The sequence below is a fragment of the Flavobacterium sp. RHBU_24 genome (genome assembly GCF_046613695.1).
GTDB lineage: Bacteria > Bacteroidota > Bacteroidia > Flavobacteriales > Flavobacteriaceae > Flavobacterium.
Window position 1 is genome coordinate 18,371 of sequence record NZ_JBKJHD010000014.1, and the last position, 22,875, is coordinate 41,245.

Annotated in this window: 19 protein-coding genes; 4 read left to right on the forward strand and 15 right to left on the reverse strand. The window is 43.1% G+C overall.

What is annotated here, in order from left to right; translation table 11 throughout:
* Positions 1-90: 90 nt before the first annotated feature.
* Genes infB through rimP form a run of 3 tightly spaced genes read right to left on the reverse strand, consistent with a single transcriptional unit; the run spans position 91 to position 4,777 of the window.
* Positions 91-2,997, reverse strand: coding sequence for a translation initiation factor IF-2 (gene infB, locus ACLI09_RS13510; protein WP_411420160.1), 2,907 nt, complete (start codon positions 2,995-2,997; stop codon positions 91-93).
* Positions 2,998-3,056: 59 nt separating this feature from the next.
* On the reverse strand, positions 3,057-4,298 hold the full coding sequence (gene nusA / locus ACLI09_RS13515) for a transcription termination factor NusA (RefSeq protein WP_411420161.1): 1,242 nt from the start codon (positions 4,296-4,298) through the stop codon (positions 3,057-3,059).
* A 14-nt stretch (positions 4,299-4,312) separates the two neighbouring features.
* Positions 4,313-4,777 (reverse strand): ribosome assembly cofactor RimP, encoded by a 465-nt coding sequence (gene rimP, locus ACLI09_RS13520; RefSeq protein WP_411420162.1) that lies wholly within the window; start codon positions 4,775-4,777, stop codon positions 4,313-4,315.
* 171 nt (positions 4,778-4,948) lie between these two features.
* On the opposite strand from rimP, the gene ACLI09_RS13525 reads away from it, so the two are divergent.
* Complete coding sequence (locus tag ACLI09_RS13525; RefSeq protein WP_411420163.1) at positions 4,949-5,776, forward strand: universal stress protein; 828 nt, start codon at positions 4,949-4,951, stop codon at positions 5,774-5,776.
* A gap of 149 nt (positions 5,777-5,925) precedes the next feature.
* Here the strand turns inward: ACLI09_RS13525 and ACLI09_RS13530 are convergent, their stop codons facing one another.
* The 3 genes from ACLI09_RS13530 to ACLI09_RS13540 all read right to left on the reverse strand — a co-directional run bounded on the left by ACLI09_RS13530 (position 5,926) and on the right by ACLI09_RS13540 (position 9,223).
* On the reverse strand, positions 5,926-7,254 hold the full coding sequence (locus tag ACLI09_RS13530; protein ID WP_411420164.1) for an ATP-binding protein: 1,329 nt from the start codon (positions 7,252-7,254) through the stop codon (positions 5,926-5,928).
* Between the two features lie 170 nt (positions 7,255-7,424).
* A complete protein-coding gene (locus ACLI09_RS13535) occupies positions 7,425-7,601 on the reverse strand; it encodes a hypothetical protein (RefSeq protein WP_411420165.1) in 177 nt (58 codons plus the stop codon).
* A gap of 89 nt (positions 7,602-7,690) precedes the next feature.
* The gene (locus tag ACLI09_RS13540; protein WP_411420166.1) at positions 7,691-9,223 is read right to left on the reverse strand and encodes a GH3 auxin-responsive promoter family protein; all 1,533 of its coding nucleotides are present in this window, start codon (positions 9,221-9,223) and stop codon (positions 7,691-7,693) included.
* 41 nt (positions 9,224-9,264) lie between these two features.
* Between ACLI09_RS13540 and ACLI09_RS13545 the strand changes: the two genes are divergently transcribed.
* The gene (locus ACLI09_RS13545) at positions 9,265-10,059 is read left to right on the forward strand and encodes a DUF2797 domain-containing protein (protein ID WP_411420167.1); all 795 of its coding nucleotides are present in this window, start codon (positions 9,265-9,267) and stop codon (positions 10,057-10,059) included.
* A 39-nt stretch (positions 10,060-10,098) separates the two neighbouring features.
* Here ACLI09_RS13545 and ACLI09_RS13550 read toward each other — a convergent pair whose 3' ends face one another.
* The 3 genes from ACLI09_RS13550 to ACLI09_RS13560 form a co-directional block, all read right to left on the reverse strand.
* Positions 10,099-11,499, reverse strand: coding sequence for a T9SS type A sorting domain-containing protein (locus ACLI09_RS13550; protein WP_411420168.1), 1,401 nt, complete (start codon positions 11,497-11,499; stop codon positions 10,099-10,101).
* Between the two features lie 178 nt (positions 11,500-11,677).
* A complete protein-coding gene (locus tag ACLI09_RS13555; protein WP_411420169.1) occupies positions 11,678-12,364 on the reverse strand; it encodes a LytR/AlgR family response regulator transcription factor in 687 nt (228 codons plus the stop codon).
* A complete protein-coding gene (locus ACLI09_RS13560) occupies positions 12,361-13,410 on the reverse strand; it encodes a sensor histidine kinase (RefSeq protein WP_411420170.1) in 1,050 nt (349 codons plus the stop codon). Before ACLI09_RS13560 ends, ACLI09_RS13555 begins: the two co-directional genes overlap by 4 nt.
* Before the next feature lie 275 nt (positions 13,411-13,685).
* Here ACLI09_RS13560 and ACLI09_RS13565 point away from each other — a divergent pair, with 275 nt between their 5' ends.
* Positions 13,686-17,006: a T9SS type B sorting domain-containing protein gene (locus ACLI09_RS13565; protein ID WP_411420171.1), complete on the forward strand. Its 3,321-nt coding sequence runs from the start codon at positions 13,686-13,688 to the stop codon at positions 17,004-17,006.
* A 56-nt stretch (positions 17,007-17,062) separates the two neighbouring features.
* On the opposite strand, the gene ACLI09_RS13570 is transcribed toward ACLI09_RS13565, so the two are convergent.
* A complete protein-coding gene (locus tag ACLI09_RS13570; protein WP_411420172.1) occupies positions 17,063-18,109 on the reverse strand; it encodes a T9SS type A sorting domain-containing protein in 1,047 nt (348 codons plus the stop codon).
* Between the two features lie 160 nt (positions 18,110-18,269).
* Positions 18,270-19,055, reverse strand: coding sequence for a DUF3050 domain-containing protein (locus ACLI09_RS13575; RefSeq protein ID WP_411420173.1), 786 nt, complete (start codon positions 19,053-19,055; stop codon positions 18,270-18,272).
* 295 nt (positions 19,056-19,350) lie between these two features.
* Here ACLI09_RS13575 and ACLI09_RS13580 point away from each other — a divergent pair, with 295 nt between their 5' ends.
* On the forward strand, positions 19,351-20,013 hold the full coding sequence (locus ACLI09_RS13580) for a class I SAM-dependent methyltransferase (RefSeq protein WP_411420174.1): 663 nt from the start codon (positions 19,351-19,353) through the stop codon (positions 20,011-20,013).
* A gap of 71 nt (positions 20,014-20,084) precedes the next feature.
* Here the strand turns inward: ACLI09_RS13580 and tsf are convergent, their stop codons facing one another.
* The 4 genes from tsf to rplM form a co-directional block, all read right to left on the reverse strand.
* Positions 20,085-20,909, reverse strand: coding sequence for a translation elongation factor Ts (tsf, locus tag ACLI09_RS13585; RefSeq protein WP_411420175.1), 825 nt, complete (start codon positions 20,907-20,909; stop codon positions 20,085-20,087).
* Between the two features lie 107 nt (positions 20,910-21,016).
* Positions 21,017-21,832 carry a 30S ribosomal protein S2 gene (gene rpsB, locus ACLI09_RS13590; protein WP_411420176.1) on the reverse strand — a complete coding sequence of 272 codons (816 nt, stop codon included), beginning with the start codon at positions 21,830-21,832 and terminating at the stop codon, positions 21,017-21,019.
* A 165-nt stretch (positions 21,833-21,997) separates the two neighbouring features.
* Entirely contained in the window at positions 21,998-22,384 is a 387-nt protein-coding gene (gene rpsI, locus ACLI09_RS13595) for a 30S ribosomal protein S9 (RefSeq protein WP_411420177.1), read from the reverse strand.
* A 1-nt stretch (position 22,385) separates the two neighbouring features.
* Positions 22,386-22,841, reverse strand: a complete 456-nt coding sequence (rplM, locus tag ACLI09_RS13600; RefSeq protein ID WP_411420178.1) for a 50S ribosomal protein L13 — start codon at positions 22,839-22,841, stop codon at positions 22,386-22,388.
* Positions 22,842-22,875 lie beyond the last annotated feature (34 nt).

Sequence of the window (22,875 nt, forward strand, 5' to 3'; positions counted from 1 at the left end):
TTGCGTTTTTCAATATGCAGGCGTTTCATTTATAAACATAAAAAATTCCCGAAGCATTCCGGGAATTTTTTATTTATAATTTTAAATATGTTACTTCAGTTTCTTTTTAACTTCAACTTCCTGGTAAGCCTCTATAATGTCATACTGCTGTATGTCGTTATAGTTTTTAATTTGTATACCACAGTCGTAGCCTTTAGATACTTCTTTAACGTCGTCTTTAAAACGCTTAAGTGTTGCTAACTCTCCGGTGTAAATTACCACGCCTTCGCGGATAAGCCTTATCTTAGAACTACGGTACACTTTACCATCGGTAATCATACAGCCTGCAATAGAACCCACCTTAGATATCTTGAACACTTCACGTATCTCGGCAGTACCGGTAACTTCTTCCTTCATTTCCGGAGAAAGCATACCTTCCATCGCATCCTTCAGGTCGTCAATAGCATCGTAGATAATTGAGTAGTTACGGATGTCGATTTCTTCCTTATCGGCTAGTTGCCTTGCATTTGCAGACGGCCTTACGTTAAACCCGATAATGATAGCATCTGATGCCGAAGCAAGAAGTACGTCAGATTCGGTTATCGCGCCCACACCTTTATGTATGATGTTTATTTGTATTTCCTCTGTAGATAGTTTCTGGAATGAGTCTGATAATGCCTCAACCGAACCATCCACGTCACCTTTAAGGATGATGTTAAGTTCTTTAAACTGGCCCAGTGCAATACGGCGTCCAATCTCAGCAAGGGTAATGTGCCTTTGGGTACGCACGCTCTGCTCACGCATCAGCTGGGTACGTTTCGCAGCTATCTGCTTGGCCTCTTTTTCATCGGCATATACCGTAAATTTATCACCCGCTGTTGGCGCGCCATCAAGCCCTAATATAGATATAGGCGTAGATGGTCCCGCTTCTTTAACGTTGTGGCCGCGCTCATCATGCATTGCCTTAATTTTACCGTGGTGCTTACCGGCAAGTACATAATCGCCCAGGCGAAGTGTACCGCCTTGTACCAGCACTGTACTTACATAGCCACGCCCTTTATCAAGGAAAGCCTCTACCACAGTACCTACAGCAGCTTTTTCAGGGTTGGCTTTAAGGTCAAGTAGTTCGGCCTCAAGCAACACTTTTTCAAGAAGGTCTTTTACGCCAAGCCCTGTTTTTGCAGAAATATCGTGCGATTGTATTTTACCGCCCCAGTCTTCAACAAGGAGGTTCATACCGGCAAGGAGCTCTTTAATTTTTTCAGGATTCGCCGCAGGCTTATCTACTTTGTTTATTGCGAATATAATAGGCACACCCGCAGCCTGTGCGTGATTTATGGCCTCTTTTGTTTGTGGCATTATACCATCATCGGCAGCAATTACAATAATAGCTATATCCGTTACCTGGGCACCACGGGCACGCATTGCGGTAAACGCCTCGTGGCCCGGTGTATCTAAGAAAGCTATCTTCTGGCCATTATCAAGGGTAACACCGTAAGCACCTATGTGCTGTGTTATACCTCCCGATTCGCCTGCAATTACATTTTCTTTACGGATGTAGTCAAGAAGCGACGTTTTACCGTGGTCTACGTGGCCCATTACAGTTACAATAGGCGCACGGAATACAAGGTCTTCTTCCCTGTCTTCTACAACTTCTTTAGCCTCCTCAATGTCGGTTGTTATAAATTCTACTTCATAGCCAAACTCGTCTGCAACTATGGTAAGCGTTTCAGCATCCAGCCTTTGGTTCATGGTAACCATTATGCCCAGGCTCATACACGTCATAATTACCTTAGTGATAGGCACGTCCATCATGGTAGCAACTTCGCCCACGGTTACAAACTCTGTAACCTTGATTGTTTTACTGCCTTCCTCAGCCATCCTTTGCTCATCATCACTACGCTGGCGGTGGGTATCCCGCTTGTCACGGCGGTATTTAGCGGCTTTAGATTTATTTCCTTTACCCTGTAGTTTTTCGAGCGTTTCACGAATCTGGTTTTTAACCTCTTCTTCGGTAGGCTCTGTTTTACTTACAATTGCAGGACGCTTGTTAGGGCCAAATTTATTTCCGCCCGGCCCGCTATTTCCGCCTGGCCCGTTTGGCCTTATGGTATTGCCACCCCCGCCTGTAGCATTGCCGCCAGCGCCCTGGCCCTGTGGCCTTGGGGTAATGCGGTTACGTTTAGCTTTACCGGCGGCGCCTCCGCCTTGCTGGTTGCCGCCCGGCCTTTGGGTATTGTTATTTCTTGCCGCAGGTTCTTCTTTCTTTTTCTTGGGCTTGTCAAACTGCGTAAGGTCTATTTTCTGGCCTGTAAAAGTGGTGCCTGAAAGTTTTGTATACTGAGTTTTTATATGCTCGTCTACCGGTGCAGCCGGTGGTGCTTCCGCTTCTGGCTTTGCTTGCTGTGCTGCTGCATCTGTAATATAGCGAGGCTGTATTAACGGTGCTTTTCGCTCTGCCGGTTTTTGCGGCTCCTTTACAGGCTCTGCCTGTGTGGCGGGTGCTTCTGCCGGTTTTTCTGCTACGGCTTCTGGCTGTGCTATTGGTTCTTCCCTTTTTGGAGTCTCAGTCGCGGGAGCCGGTTTTTCTGCCTGGGGGACTGCCGGTGCTGTAGGTGAGGCTGAAGGGGCAGGAGCAACAGGTTCTGGTTTTTTAGGGTTTAAATCTATTTTGCCTACAGGAACGGGGCCGGATAATGATGCGCGTGCACGTATCACTTCCTGCTTTTGTTTCTCTTCTTCATGCCTTCTTTTGTCTTCCAGCTCTTTTTCCCTTTCTATACGCAGCGCCTCTTTCTCCTTACGCTTTTCTTCGCTTACCTCAAGCGATGCGGCTTTGTTACTCTGGTCGGCAGAGAATTGGTTAAAAAGGGCATTGTATTCCGTGCCGGATATCTTGGCATTGGGGCTTGCCTCTATAGAATGGCCTTTATCTTTTAAAAAGTCCACAGCCCTGTCCAGCGAAATATTTAATTCCCTTAAAACTTTGTTTAATCTTATTGCTCTTTCTTCAGACATAAATTTTTTTTACTATTATCGTCGTGCGTTGTGTTGTTGCTGTCTAAGTGTTAGCCGGTTTAATCTTCAAATTCGTCTTTCAGTATCCTCATTACATCTAGAATGGTTTCTTCCTCAAGGTCCGTCCTCCTTGCAAGGTCTGCTACATCCTGTTTTAATATGCTGCGTGCGGTATCAAGGCCTATTTTTGCAAACTCTGCAATAACCCACGCCTCAATTTCGTCAGAGAATTCGCTAAGTTCTACATCTTCCTCTTCAGCGGGGCTGCCTTCGCGTATTACATCCAGCTCATAACCGGTTAATAGCCCTGCCAGTTTTATATTGTGTCCGCCGCGGCCTATGGCCTTGCTTACTTCTTCCAGCTTAAGGAATACATCGGCCCGGTGGTTAGTTTCGTCCAGTTTTATAGACGATACTTTTGCGGGGCTAAGGGCCCTGGATATAAACAACTGTGTGTTTGTGGTGTAATTAATTACATCTATATTCTCGTTGCCCAGTTCCCTTACTATACCATGGATGCGGCTTCCCTTCATGCCCACACAGGCACCTACAGGGTCTATCCTGTCGTCATAAGAGTCTACCGCTACCTTAGCTTTTTCACCTGGTATACGTACTACTTTTTTAACGTTTATAAGTCCGTCTGCTACCTCGGGTATTTCCTGTTCAAATAATTTTTCAAGGAAAAGTTCAGAGGTGCGGCTCATTATAATCTGGGGCTTGTTGCCCTTAAGCTCTACTGCTTCAATAATGCCGCGAACGTTGTCTCCCTTGCGAAAAAAGTCTGATGGTATCTGCTTTTCTTTTGGCAGTACTATCTCATTGCCTTCATCATCCACCAAAATTACAGCTTTTGGCCTTACGTGGTGCACTTCAGCAGTATAAATATCACCTATAAGGTCTTTAAATTGCTTATATAGGTTAGTATTATCATGTTCGTGTATCTTAGAGATCAGGTTTTGGCGCAGCGCTAATATCGCCCTGCGGCCCAGTTGTATCAGCTTTACTTCTTCCGATACCTCTTCGCCTACCTCAAAGTCGGGCTCTATTTTACGCGCCTCTGTAATAGATATTTCTGAGTTAGAATCTTCCACTTCACCGTCAGCAACTACCACACGGTTACGCCATATTTCCATATCCCCTTTATCGGGGTTTATAATAATGTCAAAATTATCATCAGACCCATATTTCTTCTTAAGCGCATTCCTGAATACGTCCTCAAGTATAGCCATTAAGGTTACACGATCTATTAGCTTATCATCCTTAAATTCTGAAAACGAATCTATTAATGCCAGATTTTCCATGCCAACGTTTATTTTTAAAATTTAATTACAACAACTGCCTGTTTAATACTACTATAGGGTATTTCAACCCTTTTTGTTACGGTCTCTTTTCCTTTGCCCACCTGCTTGGGTTCACGCGCCTGCCACTCCAGTATTATTCCTTCATCAGTGGCACCGGCAAGCGGGGCTTCTGTCTCCCCATCTGGGGTGCTTACCAGCACCGTGCGCCCTATGTTCTTTTTAAACTGCCTGGGCAGCTTAAGCGGGCTTGTGGCGCCTGCTGAGGCTACTTCCAGCGAAAAATCTTCTTCTTCGCGGTCAAGGTTGTGCTCTATGGCCCGGCTTATATCAATGCAGTCCTGAAGGTTAACCCCGTTGTCGCCATCTACTGTAACGGTTATCTTATTATCGGTACCTATACTAAGGTCAATCAAAAATAAGTCAGGGCGCTCATCAAGTGCCTGATTTAAAAGCGAGGCTACTTTATCTTTAAATGCCATAATGTTATAAAAAGAGGGGACTCCCGTCCCCTCATTATTTGTTGATTTACTAAATAACGGTGCAAATATACTAATAATTTTTATATCTTGAAAATCATTGGTTAATGTTAAATTAATTATTATCTTTCGGGTGGTTAAGTTCCGCCAAAACTTTGTTAATTATCCTACATTATGAAAAAAATTTTAGTCCCGACAGATTTTTCTGACCATGCCGAGTATGCACTTAAAGTTGCCGCAAAAATTGCAAAAGAACATAACGGCGAAATATTTTTATTGCACCTGCTCGAACTACCGGGCCAGGAAAATGATGCAATAGTGGCCGGGGTGGAGGTGCCGGAAATTGCCTTTTTCCTTAAAAAAGCACACGAAAGGTTTGACGACGTAAAATCGGCAGACTACCTTGAAGGTCTTAATGTTACCGACTCAATACTTTTTTCTGACGCTTTTGAAGGCATTATTAAAACGGCAAAAAAACACGATATCGACCTTATAGTTATGGGGTCGCACGGTGCCAGCGGCTTTAAGGAGATGTTTATCGGCTCTAACACCGAGAAGGTGGTACGCACATCTGATATTCCGGTTCTTGTTATTAAAAAAGAAGAGGCCGATTTTAGCCCGTCTACTTTTGTATTTGCGTCTAACTTTGCCGACGAAATTAAAAAACCGTTTACAAAAGTGGTTGACTTTGCAAACACTTTTAATGCAAAGCTAAACCTGCTGTACATTAACACCCCCGCTAACTTTAAAAGTACCCACGCGACCGAAAAAATAATAAACGATTTTGTGGCCGGCTTTTCGCTTATAAACGGTTACACTGTTAATATATATAACGATGTAAACGTAGAAAAAGGCATACTGCACTTTGCAAACAGCGTTAACGCCGATCTTGTAGCAATGTGCACACATGGCCGCCAGGGGCTTGCCCACTTTTTTAACGGCAGCATAAGCGAAGACCTTGTAAACCACGCGGTGCGACCGGTAGTTACGTTTAAGATATAATTTTAAATTAGTTTTAAAGTTATAATGTCCATGGCCGGATGTGAATACTAAAGCTGCAACGACAAAATATAACACAAAAAAGCCCGCAACATTTCGTGTTTACGGGCTTTTTTATTTTTCAGGTTGAACTTTATTTTACAACTTATTGATCATTGAAAAGGCAATATTATAGTAAACAGTGTGCCTTCGTCGGGTGTACTTGCCACATCTATGTGACCCGAATGGTTATCTATTATCTTTTTTACTATTGCCAGTCCTATACCGGTGCCCAAATGGATGTTTTTAGTTTCAAGCCTTTGGAAGAGGCCAAATATTTTATCTTTATACAGGCTGTTAAATCCTATGCCGTTATCCTGGAATGTAATGATGTGGTAATTCTGCTCAGGCAAGCACTGACTTAAGGTAAGTTCGTAGCCTTTAGCTGCTTTATAGCCAATTTTAATTTCCGGCGGTGTACCTGGCCGCGAGAACTTGAGCGAGTTTGAAAGCAGGTTGTATATTACTTGCCTGAACTGAAAGCTAATGGCTTTAAAATCGCCATCAGATGTCAGGATAACCAAAGCATTTTTTTGTTTTATTTCTTCCTGCATGTCATCGGTTACAGCATTTACAAGGTTACTTAACCTTATATCGTCAAAAGATTGCTTACTGGTGGTAGTACGGGAGTAGGCAAGCAGGTCTTTAATAAGCAGGCTCATACGCCCCGCCGCCTTTTCTATTTTAGCAAAATATTCCCGCCCCTTTTCAGAAAGGTTATTATACTCACGCTCACTAATCATGCTTATAAACGTTTGTATCTTGCGCAGTGGTTCCTGCAAATCGTGGCTGGAAATATAGGTAAACGCCTGTAGCTCTTTATTCATGTTTTCGAGCATCAGGTTTTGCTGTTCTATCTCTGCCACCCGCCCGGCTACTATCTTGTCCAGGTTTTTGTTTTTTATTTCGAGCATTTCCCTACGTATTCCAAGTTCCAGATTTGCTTTGCGCAGTTCCAGCAGGTGCATTACCTGCCCGGCAAGTATTTGCAGGGCGTTTACCTGCCCCGGTGTAAGGGTGTGCGGTTTATCGTCTATAATACAAACGGTACCCATACCATAACCACTTTCAGATACCAGTGGGATACCGGCATAAAAAACAATATTTGGGCTGCCGGTAACATAGGGGTTATCTTTAAAACGGTCGTCAAGACGGGAATCTTCTACAATAAAGGGCTTATCAGGGGTAAGTATGGCGTGAGAGCAAAAGGAATACTGCCGGTGCGTTTCGTCTATAGGGAGGCCACGGTGCGATTTAAACCACTGCCTGTCGCTGTCTACAAGGCTTATAAGAGCAATAGGTACATCGCAAATAATGGAAGCAAGTGTGGTAATATCCTCATAGTCCTTTTCTGTAAGGGTGTCGAGTATATCAAAACTTCTTAATTCCTTCAGCCTGTTTTTTTCTTCAGCGGGAGACATCCCGTAATTCGTTGCATTCATTTTTCAAACATAATAAATATTGCAGGGCACAACTAACTTTATAAAATTAGTAGCAGTTTTATACCGTTGAATGGCGGTTTGCTGTAGACGAATGGGAAATGAATTTTTTATGGTAGTGCTTTACCCAAAATAAAAGCCGGCTAAATTATCACCGGCTTTAACTATATAATTTAAGCATTACGCTTCATTTCCTGTGGTTTTGCCTTTACCGTTTCGTTATGAGAAAGCGGTATGCAGCGCCTGCCTCTGCCCGGGCAGCCGTAGCGGTGTACGGGGCTACAGCTGCCTAACAGCATAAGGCCTGCACCCAATAATAAAATGTAGTTCCTTTTCATCATCTTCGTCATCTTAATTATTTTTTAGTGTTGTGTGTTATCATGCAAAATCAATGCCAAAGTATTGTTAAATTAGCCATTAAAAGATTTTGTTTTTATGCTCAGGCTAATGTGTTGCTTTCTTTTTGCAGGGCCTTAAGTTGCTCCAGGTACGTGCGTTCGTTGCTCAGTCGGGGTATCTTATGCTGGCCTCCTAGCTTATCTTGCTCCTTAAGCCAGTCGTAAAACAGTTTGGGGCGGGCCACGTTAAGTACCAGTTTATTTAGTGTCATGTTGTTGTAGCGCTTGGCTTCATAGTCAGAATTTACACTTTGCACCGCCTCATCCAGGTGCGTGCGGAAAACCTCTGCATTAAGTGGCGCGTTTTTAAACTCAATAATCCATTCGTGTGCGCCTTTTTCGCGGCCCTCCATAAAAATAGGGGCTACGGTATAGTCCAGCACTTCAAGCCCCGTTAGCTGGCAGGCTTTGGCAATGGCCTTATCGGTATTCTCTACCATAAGTTCTTCCCCAAAAACGTTTATATGGTGCTTGGTGCGGCCGCTCACTTTTACCCTGTAAGGGCTTATGCTTGTAAACCTTACGGTGTCGCCCACCATGTAGCGCCACAGTCCGGAATTTGTAGTAATTACCACGGCATAGTTTTTATTAAGTTCGACTTCACTAAGCGGTAGTACCCGTTGGCGGTCGGTGCCAAAGGTATCCATAGGTATGAACTCATAAAAAATACCATAATCCAGCATCAATAGCAGTTCATTGCTATAATTACTGTCCTGTATGGCAAAAAAACCCTCGCTGGCGTTGTATATTTCGTAATATTTAAAATCATCTTTGGGCAATATGTTGTGGTACTGGCCGCGGTACGGCTCAAAGCTTACACCGCCATGAAAATACACTTCTATATTAGGCCATATTTCCAGCAGGCTGGTTTTTCCTGTTTCTTCAAGTATGCGGTTTAGCAGTACCATCATCCAGCTGGGTACGCCGGCAAAGCTGGTTACATTTTCATGAACCGTTTCACTTACTATCGCAGCCAGTTTGCTTTCCCATTCGCCCATTAGTGATACCCTGCTGCTGGGTGTGCTGCTCATTTCTGCCCAAAAAGGCATGTTGTCTATAAGTATAGCCGAGAGGTCGCCAAAAACCGAGTTATTGTCTGCATACAGTTGCTTGCTGCCGCCCAGGCGAAGGCTCTTGCCTGTAAACAGCTGGCTTTCCTCATTATTATTAAGGTACAGGCACAGCAGGTCTTTACTGCCTTTATAGTGGCAGTCTTCCAGGGCCTCGGCGCTTACAGGTATAAACTTGCTTTTTGCATTGGTAGTGCCGCTGCTTTTTGCAAAATACTTTATAGGCGTAGGCCAAAATACATTTTGTTCCCCTTTGCGGGTTTGCTCTATTAGCGGCTCCAGGTCTTCATAGGTAGAAACCGGCACACGCTCTGCAAATGTTCTGTAATTTGTAATCGAAGCAAAATCATATTTTTTGCCTATTACGGTATGCTCAGCGGTGTTTAACAGGTTGTGCAGCAGTTCTTCCTGTACCTCATTTGGGTACTTAAGGAAAAGTTCCATGTCGTGTATCCGTTTTTTAAGTATCCACGACGCAATAGAATTTATAATAGGCAAGGCCATATTTTAGTATCTTTATTGCCCTAAAAATAGTGATTTTTTTTATGCGATACGAAGGTGTACTCACAAAAATGCAAACTGAGGCGGGCAGCCCCATACAATATTACCTGGTTTTTAACGACAACTTTATCCACATGAACCAGTTGCTGGGACAGGAGATAGAGCTTTCCTTCCGGGGTTTTGAGTGCCTTAACTGCGCTAAAAAAAAGAAAATATGGCGCATGGGTTTTTGCTATGATTGTTTTTACAGCATACCCGGTGCGGGCGACTGGATAATGCGCCCCGAGCTGAGCACGGCCCACTTAGGGATAGCCGACCGCGACCTTGATTATGAGACACGTGTGCAGGTGCAGCCCCACGTGGTATACCTGGCCTGTAGTAGCGACATGAAGGTGGGGGTTACCCGAAAAACGCAGGTGCCCACCCGTTGGATAGACCAGGGCGCGAGTTTTGCCATACCACTTGTAGAGGTGCCCAACCGCTACCTGGCCGGAATTACCGAGGTAGCGCTTAAAAACCATTATTCAGATAAAATTAACTGGAAGAAAATGCTGTGCAATGAGGTAACGGAATTTGATCTTATTGCCATGCGGAATATTGCAAAAGATTTACTTCCTGATGATGTGTCGCAATATTTTGAAACCACTGTAGAGCAGCTGTATAAAATGGAATATCCGGTGCTGGAATATCCAAAAAAAATTAAGAGCCTTAACCTTGCCACTACGCCTAACTACAGTGGCAGGCTGGTGGGCATAAAAGGGCAGTACCTTATTTTTGAAGACGGTACTGTGCTAAATGTGCGCTCCTACGAAGGCTTTGTGATGGAGCTAAATGTGTGATACGTAGCAAAGGCTCCAGATATAGATTAATAAAAAAAGCTATTCTTTAATAAACTTAAGCGTTTTGCTTTGGCTGCCTTTTATCAATTTAATAAAGTAAACGCCAGTGCTTAGGCCTGATGTATTTATACCCAAGTTTGCCTCACTGTTTATTTTTACCTGCGTTAATTGCTGGCCCAGGCTGTTGTAAATGCTATAACTTTCGGGCAGGTTGCCGTTTTGTATTGATATATTTAAGGTGGTGCTGGCAGGGTTAGGGTAGAGGCTGATACCTTTAAAAAAGTCATAGGCCGCTATGGCAGCAGGTTCCTGCCAGGTATTTGATGTTTTAAGGCTTGCCCTGCGTATGGAATTATTCATTACCGCTGTTACCCTGTCCTTCTGGTTTTGGGTAAAGATATTCATGCACTGGTCATTGGTGTAATCCATATAATTTTCTATCATGTCATTACCGGGGCTTGCCGGGCATGAATTTGTAGTGTTACAATAAAAATTATATTGGTCAGTTGCCGGGGTATCTAAGCAGTAGTCTTTGTAAGAATCAGTTGCATCTACCATACAGTTAGCAAAATTGTCGCCGCTAATATGCAGCAGGCCAAAACAATGGCCTATTTCGTGTGTGGCGGTGCGGCCATATTTATATTGAGGGTAGGTGGTGCTGTAGTTGCCCTGCGGGTAAATATCGGCCGATCCAAAGTAACCGTAGCCTATAACAAGCCCATCAGTATTAGCAGCCCCCATATAGCTGTCAAGCCCGCCAAGCCCCGAAGTATTAGGGAATTGAGCATAGCCCAATAAATCTGAATCCCCGAAATTTACTGTCCAGATGTTAAAGTAGTCGTTCGGGTTCCAGCTTGTTGTGGGTTTTACGCTGGTGTCTACGCTTTGTATCGAACTATAATCTGCCTGGTTAAGGTTTAGGTGTTCTATACCGGTTGTATAGCTGCCATCCGGCGCCGTGTGTGCAAGGCGGAATTGTATTTCCATGTCGGCACCCACAGGGTTGTTGTTATAGCCCGGCGTACCAGATTGCTTCCTAAAATCCTGGTTAAGCACTTCAATTTGCGACAGAACCTGAGCGTCCGATATATTTTCGTTAACGCCTAAAGCATCGCCGTTATGTATTACATGTACCACAACGGGTATAATAATCACTTCCTGTACAGATTGCGCCGATTTTGCGGCCATCCTTTTCGCTTTTACCTCGGCTACCTTTGGCGCAAGCCAGGCTTCAAATTCGGTGCGTGTGGGGCGCTTAGGGTCCTGCTCCTGCAGCCATGCTTCATATTCGGTAGTCGCACAGCGTATAGCTCCGTTATCGGGGTTAACGGCTTTTACCGTATGGCCAAAAACTTTAGGCAGGTTTTGGGCCGTGGCAGTAAAAGTACCTAACAGTAAAAGGCCCGTAAATAATGTATTTTTTAGGGTAATGCTCTTCATTGCTATAAATATTTCAAACATTCTTGTAAAGCGATTGCAAGTTATTCAATTTCAATCGCAAAGAAAAATGAAATTTTATTAAAAGTTTATGCAAGCCGCAAATTACACCAATTACTCTAATGTGATTCGCTTGTTAAGTATTTTAAATTCGGGAATTTGTGTATTCGTTGTAAAAAAATCACTCAGAGAAAAATTTACTTACCGCATCTTTATACGTTTCGCCTACGGGTATTACAAAATCTTCCAGTTGTAGTGTCTTGTTATACAGACTTTTTACCTTACTAAGCGGAATGATATAAGAGCGGTGCACCCTTATAAACTCGGGCTGGGGCAATTTTTCCATAAGGCCTTTCATACTCAGGCGCGCGGTTATCGGGCTTTTGCCTTTAATGTGCACTTTTACATAATCATCAAGCCCTTCTATAAGCAGTATGTCTTCAAAACTGATGCGGTGCAGCTTATAGTCGGCACGCAGCAACAAGTGGCTGTTGCCGGTTGTAGTGTTGCGTGCGCGCTGCTCTTTAAGAACCTTATCGGTAGCGGCTAAAAATCGCTCAAACGAAAAAGGCTTCAGCAGGTAATCGGCCGCGTTTACATTAAAACCCTCTACTGCATACTCACTGTACGCAGTAGTAAATATAACCATGGTTTTTGGCGAGAGCATTTTATAAAAATCAATGCCGTTTTTGCCGGGCATTTGTATATCAAGAAAGAGCAGCCCTACCGGGTTTTTTTCCAGGTAAGCAAGCGCCTCATCGGTTTTTGTAAAGGTTTTTAAAAGCACTATATAATCTATCTGGCTGCAAAAATGGGTAATTATTTTAAGCGCCAGTGGTTCGTCGTCTATTGCTATTGCGTTTATCATACCAGGCCTATAGTTAGTTGTACTTCAAAACTTTTTGTTTCATCTTTAATAGTAAGGCTATATTTTCCTGTATACAGGTACTCCAGCCGCAAACGGGTGTTTTCTATACCGTGGCCGCTTTCTTCTTCATAGGGCAGTGCTGCGTGCACTTTGTTATTACGCACGGTTAAAGAAAGCTGATTATTTGTTATGGCTATCGTTATACTTATAGCGGCATCTTCTTCAGGGTTAATGCCATATTTAAAGGCGTTTTCTATAAAGGGTATAAGCAGCATCGGTGATATATACCTGCTTGCCGGGCTGCCGGTGGTTTCAAAACTAAAGTAGGTGTTTTCGTCCATACGCAGCTTTTGCAGGCTTATGTAATTGTTTATATACGCAATTTCGCTTTCCAGCGGTACCAGGTCGCGGCTGCTCTCGCTTACCACGTAGCGCATCATGCCCGATAGTTTTAGTATAGCTTCGGGAGTGGCATCGCTTTTTTCCAGCGCCAGGGCATAAAGGCTGTTCAGTGTGTTAAATAAAAAGTGCGGGTTTATCTGCGCCTTAAGATAGCTTAGCTCGGTTTTTAGCTTTTCGCTTTCAATATCAGATAAGCGCTGGTTGATACCTAAGAGGAAAGAAAGCGAAAATACAAGTAGAAACAGCAGCAGCGACCGCCCTAAGAAAAAAGGCAGGGTGTGCAGCTTAGCCATATTAGGCGGCAGGCCTCTGCTGCCGGGCATTTGCGGGCGTATTATTATAAACGGGTTTTCATCTATAGGTATAAGTAAATTAGGCAAAAAGGTTACAAAAGCAAAACAGCCCAGTACAGCAGCATAAAACAGCCATAGCTTGCGGGTAAAGTAAAACCGGGGTATGAGGTAAAGGTAATTGGCATAAAAAAAAAGCAGCAGCAGTACAAAGGCAAGGAGGCTCCTCCTGAAATGGGGTATGCTAAACAGGTTTGTATTATTGTTAAAATCGGGCGATGACAGTATTGGAATACTTATAAACAGCACACAGCCCAGTAAATGCAGTATATATTTTTGGGTTCTTTTTGCCATAATACCATAAACATAGTGCAAATATGTGATTTAATCTAACTGAAAATCCTGTAAAGAGGTTAAACATAAAAAAAATGAGGTGAAAAGGCATTATAGCTGTTATAGTAATAGGTTTTATAGTAACTTTATAATCCCTAAAATATAGTTAAGAATTGCAGGTGCTGCATGGTCTTTTATGTGCGGCCGTATTTACAAGTGTTACAAATAATAAATAGCTGTTTTAGTCGCTGTAAACTGAATTGAAAAAGATACCCATAATAATATACTTGCTGTTTTTGCCATTAGTTTCTTTTGCCCAAAAAGAAGCTAACAACTGGTATTTTGGCCTTAACGCAGGCATTCATTTTAATGATGACGGCAGCGTCGTGCCGTTAGCCGGGGGGCAAATGCAAACAAATGAGGGTTGTAGTTCTATTAGCGATGCTGATGGCAACCTTCTCTTTTATACCGATGGCAGAACCGTTTGGGACCGTAACCACGTAGTAATGCCTAATGGAGATTACTTTAACGGTACGGGGCTCTTAGGTGATCCGTCAAGTTCACAATCAGCGGTTATAATCCCAAAAAAGAACAACCCTAATATTTATTACATTTTTACCGTAGATGAGCCGCACCATATTAATGCCGAGTTTTATCCGGCACAGTATACCGGTACCTATATAGAAACAAATGGTGCACAAACCATACCTGAGGCAGACGATGGCCTTAACAACGGATTAAACTATTCGGTTGTAGACCTGAATGTAGCCGGAAGTACAGGCACCATAGGCGATGTTACCACACGCAATGTGCACCTGCTAACCTATGACCCTGCTAACCTGGAGGAGGCACGTTACAAATGTTCGGAAAAAATTACCGCCGTAAAGAATGCATCTGGAGACGGTTATTGGGTTATAACACATTTTGTTGATAATTTTTACGCGTTTGAAGTGACCGCTGACGGCGTAAACGAAACCCCGGTTGTAACCCAGATAAACCCTGTAATACCGTTGTCGGGCTACAGGCGTAATGCGATAGGCTGTATCAAGGCCTCGCCAAACGGAAAGTTTGTGGCAATAGCCCACCAGCAGGCAGGCGGCGTTACCGGCGAGGTGGGCAATGGCGGTACAGTATACCTGTATAATTTTAACAGGGCTACGGGCCAGTTATCAAACCCGGTAATGGTTGATAATAACATGCGCCCTTATGGAGTGGAGTTTAGCCCGCAAAATCAAAAACTCTACGTATCATACCAGGAAAATGATACGGGACTTTCTAAAGTTAAGCAATACAACCTGTTGGCGGACAGCATTCCGTCATCCGGTGTCGAAATAAGCACAGGCAATACTTCTACCACCTTACAGTTAGGCCCTAACGGTAAAATTTATAAAGCTGTTGTCAACGGTACCGCATTAGATGTTATCAACTTTCCTGAAGCCGATGGTGTGGCCTGCAATTATGTTAACAGTGCGGTTGCGCTTCCGGCGGGTACTGCCAGTATATTTGGGCTTCCACCATTTGTAACCTCGCTTTTTTACGCAACCATACAAAAGGAAGGGACATGTTTTGGCGAAACCACACAATTTAGCCTCCACGTAAATGGTAATTACGACAGCGTGGTATGGAATTTTGGCGACGGTTCTGCCAATACCACACTGCAGTCACCTGCACATACCTATGCTGCCTCCGGTGCTTATACCGTAGTAGCTGGCATTACTTATGATGGTATTACCGAGTTTATAACCCAGGACGTTAATATACTACCACCACCTACGGCCGCAGTGCCCGCACTTATTACAGAGTGCGACCCTGATGACGACGGCTTTACCGTTTTTAACCTTAACAGCACCCGTGCCGCCATACTGGGAGGGCAAAATCCGGCTGACTTTACTGTATATTATTATGCATCCCAGCAAGATGCAGATGCTAACAGTAATCCGCTTAACGGCATAGCTTACACTAATACCAGCAATCCGCAAACAGTATATGCGCGTGTAGTGCACAACACCAATACCGATTGTTACACTACTGTAGCATTCCAGATACAGGCGGCTCTTGCAGCAACGCTTACGGCCACTTCGTTTTCTATATGCGATGATGCAACAGATGGCAGTAACACAAACGGTAGGGCAACTTTTAACCTTACAGACATTACTGCGGCTCTGGTTACTTCGGCGGGCTACTCTGTTAGCTGGCATGCAACCGAGGCAAACGCACAGGCAGGTGCACCGGCGCTGCCTTCAAATTTTTATACCAATACCACAGTTGTCTATGCCCTTATAAAAAACCTTGCTTATCCTTCCTGTACTTACATACAGCCTATAAATCTTATCGTAAACCCCCTTCCGCCAAATGTATTGAACGCGGTACTGGTGCAGTGCGATACCGGCGCTACACCTGATGGCATTACGCAGTTTAACCTGCATGAGGCCGACACCCAGTATACGGGTACCAATACAGCGCTTAGTGTATTTTACTATCCCACATTTGCCGATGCCGAAAACGATACTAATGGCATTAGCGCATTGTATACTAATTCCGGTAGTGGTGATGTTGTTTATGCCAAAGTGTTAAACACGCTTAGCGGCTGTTACAGGGTGCTGCCCCTGGCCCTCTTTGTTACCACAAACGTGCTGCCCCTGGCCATAATAGAAACCTGTGATTATGATGGTGTTGAAGATGGCTTTGCCTTATTTAACCTTGCCGAGGCAGGGTATGAAAACGGCAGCCAACAGGTAGCGTATTATCCGACAGAGACAGATGCCCTGGCAGAAACCAACGAAATACCCCCCCTGTATACCAATACCCAGGTTAATAGTCAGACAGTTTACGCACGTATAGAAAGCAGTAATAACTGCCTGGGCATAGCGAGGATAGACTTACACGTGCGTGCACTGCCCGATATAGAGGAAAATAGCACCGGAGTGGTTTGCCTTAATACCCGTGATTATATAACACTGGAAGCCGGTGTATATGGTGGCCAGTATGATTACATCTGGAGCACAGGGGCTACAACACCGGATATAATGGTTAATGAGCCCGGTATATACACGCTGATTGTTACTGACAATACGTACCCAACACACTGCCAGAAAACCCGCACCGTTATTGTTACAGCCAGTAATGTAGCAGAAATTACCGATGTAATTGTTGAAGACCTGCGCGATAATAATACTGTAAATATTGTTGCCATTCCGCTGGGTGGGGTAAATACCGAGTATCTTTACAGCCTTGACGCACCAAACGGCCCGTGGCAGGAAAGCCCCTTGTTTGAAAATGTTGCTAAAGGCCTGCACATGGTATATGTATATGATACCCAGGGATGCGGTATAATAAGGGAGCAGATAGGTGTGCTGGCCATACCGAAGTTCTTTTCGCCTAATGGCGATGCTGCTAACGAGTACTGGACTATACCCGGCCTGGGTGCCGAAAGATATAAGGGCAGCAAGCTATATATATATGACCGTTATGGCAAACTGCTGTTTGATGTTGACCCTAAAACGTTTGGGTGGGATGGTACATTTAACGGCCGGCAAATGCCAAGTTCAGACTACTGGTTTGTGCTTACCGTTAACGACGGCCGCACTGTAAAGGGACACTTTAGTCTTATACGATAGCTAAAAACTATAGAACTGTAAATAAAAAAACAGCCTCCGCGGAATAGCTTATCTGTTTACGACTTAATAAACTGTATTGTTTTAGTGGCATTACCGCTATCAACCTTTATAAAGTATACGCCGCCTGCAAAATTAGCAACGTTTATCTGCTGGTTATATTCGCTTATTACACCTTTGTTTACAACCTGGCCCACGCTGTTAAATATGGTATAACTATCAGGTAATGAAATGCCTGAAGGTATCTCCAGGTGTAACACACCAGGTGCGGGGTTAGGGAATAGCTTTATGTTGCTAAGCGTATAAGATGTAACAGCTGCTGGCTGTTCTATCACGCCAAACGTAACAGTAGCACTTTCTATATACGGTTCCCCGGTATATATTACTACACCATTGCTATTGATTATTTGATAAAAGCCTTCGCCATTACCGTGGCAGCAAATGCCGTCTGGAAAGTCATCCATTATAGTAAAAACGTAACATTCACCAGGATTAATGTTATTAATTGTTTGTGTTATTATACCCACAACTTCAGGGTCAGGATTATAGTTTTCACCATGGGCTACGGGTTCTTCTACCCCAACGCGATGTAGCGTCCAGGATATTTCATCAGGAAAGTTATCCGGCTGTATAAGTATGGTTACCGTAGGTGCTGGTGTGGTAAGTAGCTGAATGTTGATGGTTTCGTCATAGGTTTCTGTAGGCACACCTTGTGTGCTTCCATTCAATGCAGCAAGCGTGGCGCTAACGCTATGCTCGCCTGTAGCGGTATTTGGCACAGTAAATGTTATGGTTTCACTTTCTCCCGCATGAAGCGAGCCTTCCCATGAATGTGTTGCGGGAAAACCATCTATTGTGTAATTTATGGTTGCAGAAGTTAAATCTTCAACGCCGGGATTAGAAACTGTAAACGTTACTACAAAATTTGTGGAACAAGGAACTTGTGTAATACTGCCTACGTTTAGATATGTGGTTGCTGGAGCAAGTTTTTGTGTTACAGTTGTTTTTGCTTTTTTATATTTTATAGTATTAATCTGGGCATTGGCTGTAAAGCTTAGTAGACTTACAAAGGTTAGCGCCCACAGGTTGCGGGTAATTTTTTTCATGGGGATGATTGGAGTTAAACTATTAGTAAATTTGTCGAATATTCAGTTGCAAATATCTGATATTTAATATTAACCTCAATAATTTGTTAAGAAAAATTTTAATAAAAAAACCACGGAATTTTTCCGTGGTCCTGTAATATAAGTAAAATAGTAGTGATTTTTATATCGATGCCATGTGGTCGTGTAGCATACGCTCCTCTATAGCATCCCAAAGCGCCACCCTTTTTTCGAGCGCTTTTACGGAGATATTTTCTACCTGCTGCCATTTTAAGATGTCGCCCGCGCACAACTCATCTATCATTTGCATGGCCATGGGCCCGTGCTCATCTGCATCGAGTTCTATATGCCTCTCAAAATAATATACCAGCTTTTTAAGGTCGGCTTCAGGGAAGTTAGCCTCAAAGTTGCGCAGTATTTCGGTAAACATGGCCGGAATTAAATCTTCGCGCCCAAAAGTAAACGCTGCTGCTATTTCATGCGGCTTGCCTTCTTCAATTACCCTGAAGGTAAAATCAAGGAACTCTTTTATGCCGGGGTGCAGGTTACTCTTTTTAATTGAAACAAATATATTTTGAGTAGCCACCACATCCTTTAGAAACGCATCTACCGCACTGATATCGGCACCACAGTTGCTCATGGCATCGCGGTACATTTCAAAATGGCTCTGCCTGTTACCGTCTAAATTAATGTCAGTTTCCTCGGCCAGCACTATTTCGTTTATAAGGTAGCGTATCTCGGGGTTGCCCACAGGCAGCCACGGCACCTGGGTGCAGGTAAGCTTTATTTGCAGGGCCTTAAGCAGCGACATAAAGTCCCATACGGCATACACATGCCCTTCAAGGAAAAACCTCAGGTCGTCTATTGTTTTTATCCTCGCGTAAAGCGGGTGGTTTAACAGCTTTTCCCTTTGGGGCGCCAGGGCGCTGTTGATGGTAAAAGTATCCATAGCAATAATTTTTTAAAATTTACAGGGCGTTTTACAACGCTGTTACATTAATTTTCAATGCAAATAGTATGCCCGTTTATCAGTGCCTGTACAGTAATGACAACGCCAAAGTTCGGTATTTATTGAAGGTCGTGGCTTTAATTTATATACGCAACCGCTTACGAAAAGGTTTTTGTTAATAAATTCTTTAAACTATGGATACTGTGAGCGGCGCGCATAAATATTTGATTGTTTCTTGCTGTGGATGATGTTTTTATTTCATAATATTGCTTAAATTAATTAACAAGTACTTTTAATGAACTACGAAGATAAAGATATATCTTATTACGCCAATATAAGGCATGACCTTTTAACCCTGATAAACAGTAATGCAACAAACCTTAGGGTTTTAGAAATAGGGGCGGCTTATGGCGAAACACTTTATTATTTAAAAAGCACAGGCATTGCGCAGGAAGCCGTGGGTGTAGATATATTTGAAGATAAGAAACATCCGGAAAAATATAAGCCTTTAGACCGTTTTATCTTTGGTAATATTGAAGTGCTTGATTTCCATGAATTTGAAAATTATTTTGATCTTATTCTTTTACCGGATGTGATAGAGCATCTTGTAGAGCCTAAACATGTGCTTGAAAAAGTGAACAGGTATCTTAAGGCAGGAGGTACCGCGCTTGTAAGCATGCCTAATGTAAGGCACTACAGTACATTTAAAAGGATATTTTTAAAAGGCGACTTTAAGTATGATGAAAGTGGCCTGTTTGACTATACGCACATGAGGTTTTATTGTAAAAAGAACATGGTGGGGCTTTTTGCAAAATCGGGCTTTAAGGTTACTACTCTAAAAAGTGCTATAAGTATTTATAAAGGCAGGTCGATGGCGAAAATATTTAATAGGCTTACCTTTGGTATTTTTGAGGAGTTTTTATCGCTGCAATTTTTCTTTACGGCTAATAAGCAATAATTTAATGTATACCTGAATACAAAAATCCCGCCTTGAAAGCGGGATTTTATATTTAGCAGGGTGTGCTTTACTTATGCAAGCGCAACCCTTTTAAAGCCTGTTACAGTAAGCCCGGCATCAACCGACTTAACATAAGCGCTTACGCTTAGTTTGTTGTCTTTAATGTAGTCCTGGTTAACAAGGGTGTTGTCTTTAAAGAAACGGCCCAGTTTACCTTTTGCAATATTATCAAGCATTGCTTCAGGCTTGCCTTCCTGGCGAAGTACATCCTTAGCAATTTCTATTTCTTTTTCAACAATAGCAGCGTCAACACCATCTTCGTTAAGGGCTATAGGGGCCATAGCCGCAGCCTGCATGGCTACGTTACGGGCAGCCTCTTCAGCACCTTCTACATTAGCGCTAAGGCTAACAAGGGTAGCGATACGGTTACCGGCGTGAATATAAGAACCTACAAAAGCGCCCTCAAGCCTTTCAAAAGCACCAATTTCTATTTTCTCGCCTATTACGCCTGTTTGCTCAGTAAGTTTTTCTTCAACAGTAATACCGTTGTAGTCTGCGGCAAGAAGTTCTTCTTTAGTGTTATAGTTAAGGGCAAGGTTAGCAATATCTGTAGCAAGCTTAACGTAAGATTCGTTTTTAGCAACAAAGTCAGTCTCACAGTTTACAGATACAACAACACCTGCGGTTTTGTCAGCGTTAACTACAGCTAGTACTGCACCTTCGGTAGACTCACGGTCAGCACGGTTAGCAGCAACTTTTTGTCCTTTTTTACGTAGGTTTTCAATTGCTTTGTCAAAATCTCCTTCAGCTTCAACAAGCGCTTTTTTGCAGTCCATCATACCGGCACCAGTTATGGTACGTAGTTTATTAACGTCTGCAGCAGTAATATTTGCCATTATAAAGTTGTTTTTTTTGATGTTTGTAAAAAAATATAAAGCCGTTATACAGATAATGCCACAAAAGTAAACATCACCCCGCACAACGGCTTTACTGTAATGTTAATTTATTCTTCAGTTGCAGCAGCAGGAGCTTCTACAGCGGGAGCCTCGGCAGCAGGAGTTGCAGGAGCAGCTTCTATTGTTTCAGCAGCTTCGTCAGCCGGAAGGTCTGAAAAGTCATCTTTGTCAGATTTCCTGTCAGCAAGGCCTTCAACAACCGCGCCGGTTACTAAAGATAAAATTTTGTCTATTGATTTAGAAGCGTCATCATTTGCAGGGATAACATAGTCAACTTCACGTGGATCGGAGTTGGTATCTACCATTGCGAAAACCGGAATGTTTAATTTCTGAGCTTCTTTTACTGCGATGTGTTCTGCCTTGATGTCTACGATGAATAACGCAGCCGGAAGCCTTGTCATGTCAGCAATAGAGCCAAGGTTTTTTTCAAGCTTAGCACGAAGACGATCTACCTGAAGGCGCTCTTTCTTAGAAAGCGTCATGAATGTACCGTCTTTCTTCATTTTATCAATAGAAGCCATTTTTTTAACGGCTTTACGGATAGTGATGAAGTTAGTAAGCATACCACCAGGCCACCTCTCGGTAATGTATGGCATATTAGCGGCACCTGCTTTTTCAGCCACAATGTCTTTTGCTTGTTTTTTTGTGGCTACGAAAAGTATTTTTCGGCCGGATGCAGCAATTTTTTTAAGGGCTTCGTTAGCCTCTTCTATTTTAGCTGCGGTTTTATACAGGTTGATAATGTGTATGCCATTACGCTCCATGTATATATAAGGAGCCATGTTTGGGTCCCATTTCCTGGTCATGTGTCCAAAGTGTACACCTGCTTCCAGTAATTCTTTTACATCTACTTTATTTGCCATTTTTGTAATAGTTTACGTTCTGTTGAGTAAGCGCAATGAGTAAGTGGCGAATTAACGGCCTTGCCCATTTAGATGCTAAACTAACCCCTCACCTCGGTGGGGCAACAACAACTCAGTTTTAAATAATAATAATAAACAGTTTGGGATATATATCCCATAAACATATTAACGTTTAGAGAACTGGAATCTCTTACGGGCTTTCTTCTGGCCGAATTTCTTACGCTCTACCATACGTGGATCCCTTGTTAACAGGCCTTCTGGTTTAAGGATGCTCCTGTTTTCTACGTCAATTTCGCACATAGCGCGCGCTATTGCCATACGTACAGCTTCAGCCTGGCCGGTAATACCACCACCATATACATTTACTTTTACATCATAGCTGTCAACCGTATTAGTCATGCTAAGCGGCTGGCGTACTTTGTACTGTAGTGTAGCGGTAGGGAAATAAATTGCAATGTCTTTTTTGTTAACCGTAATTTGTCCTGATCCTTCAGTCAGGTAAATACGGGCAACAGCAGTTTTTCTCCTGCCGATTTTGTGGATTGTCGCCATCTTACTTTAGGTCGTTTAGGTTAACGGTTTTAGGTGCCTGTGCCGCATGTTTGTGGTCTGGCCCTGTATATACATTTAAATTGCGGAATAGCTCTGCGCCTAATTTGTTTTTAGGGAGCATTCCTTTTACAGCTTTCTCTACTAAGATTGAAGGGTTTTTTGCCTTAACAACTTTAGCGGTAAGAGTGCGCTGCCCTCCTGGGTAACCGGTGTGGCGGATGTAGGTTTTATCCTCCAGCTTGTTACCTGTAAGGTTGATCTTTTCTGCGTTGATAACTACTACGTTATCACCACAATCAACGTGCGGGGTATAATTTGTTTTGTATTTACCTCTTAAAAGCATCGCAACTTTAGAAGCAAAACGGCCCAGATTATGCCCTTCAGCATCAACAACTATCCACTCTTTGCGGGCAGTGGCCTTGTTAGCTGAAACTGTTTTGTAGCTTAATGTGTTCACAATAAATAATTTTAATTAAACATTCCGTCCCCAA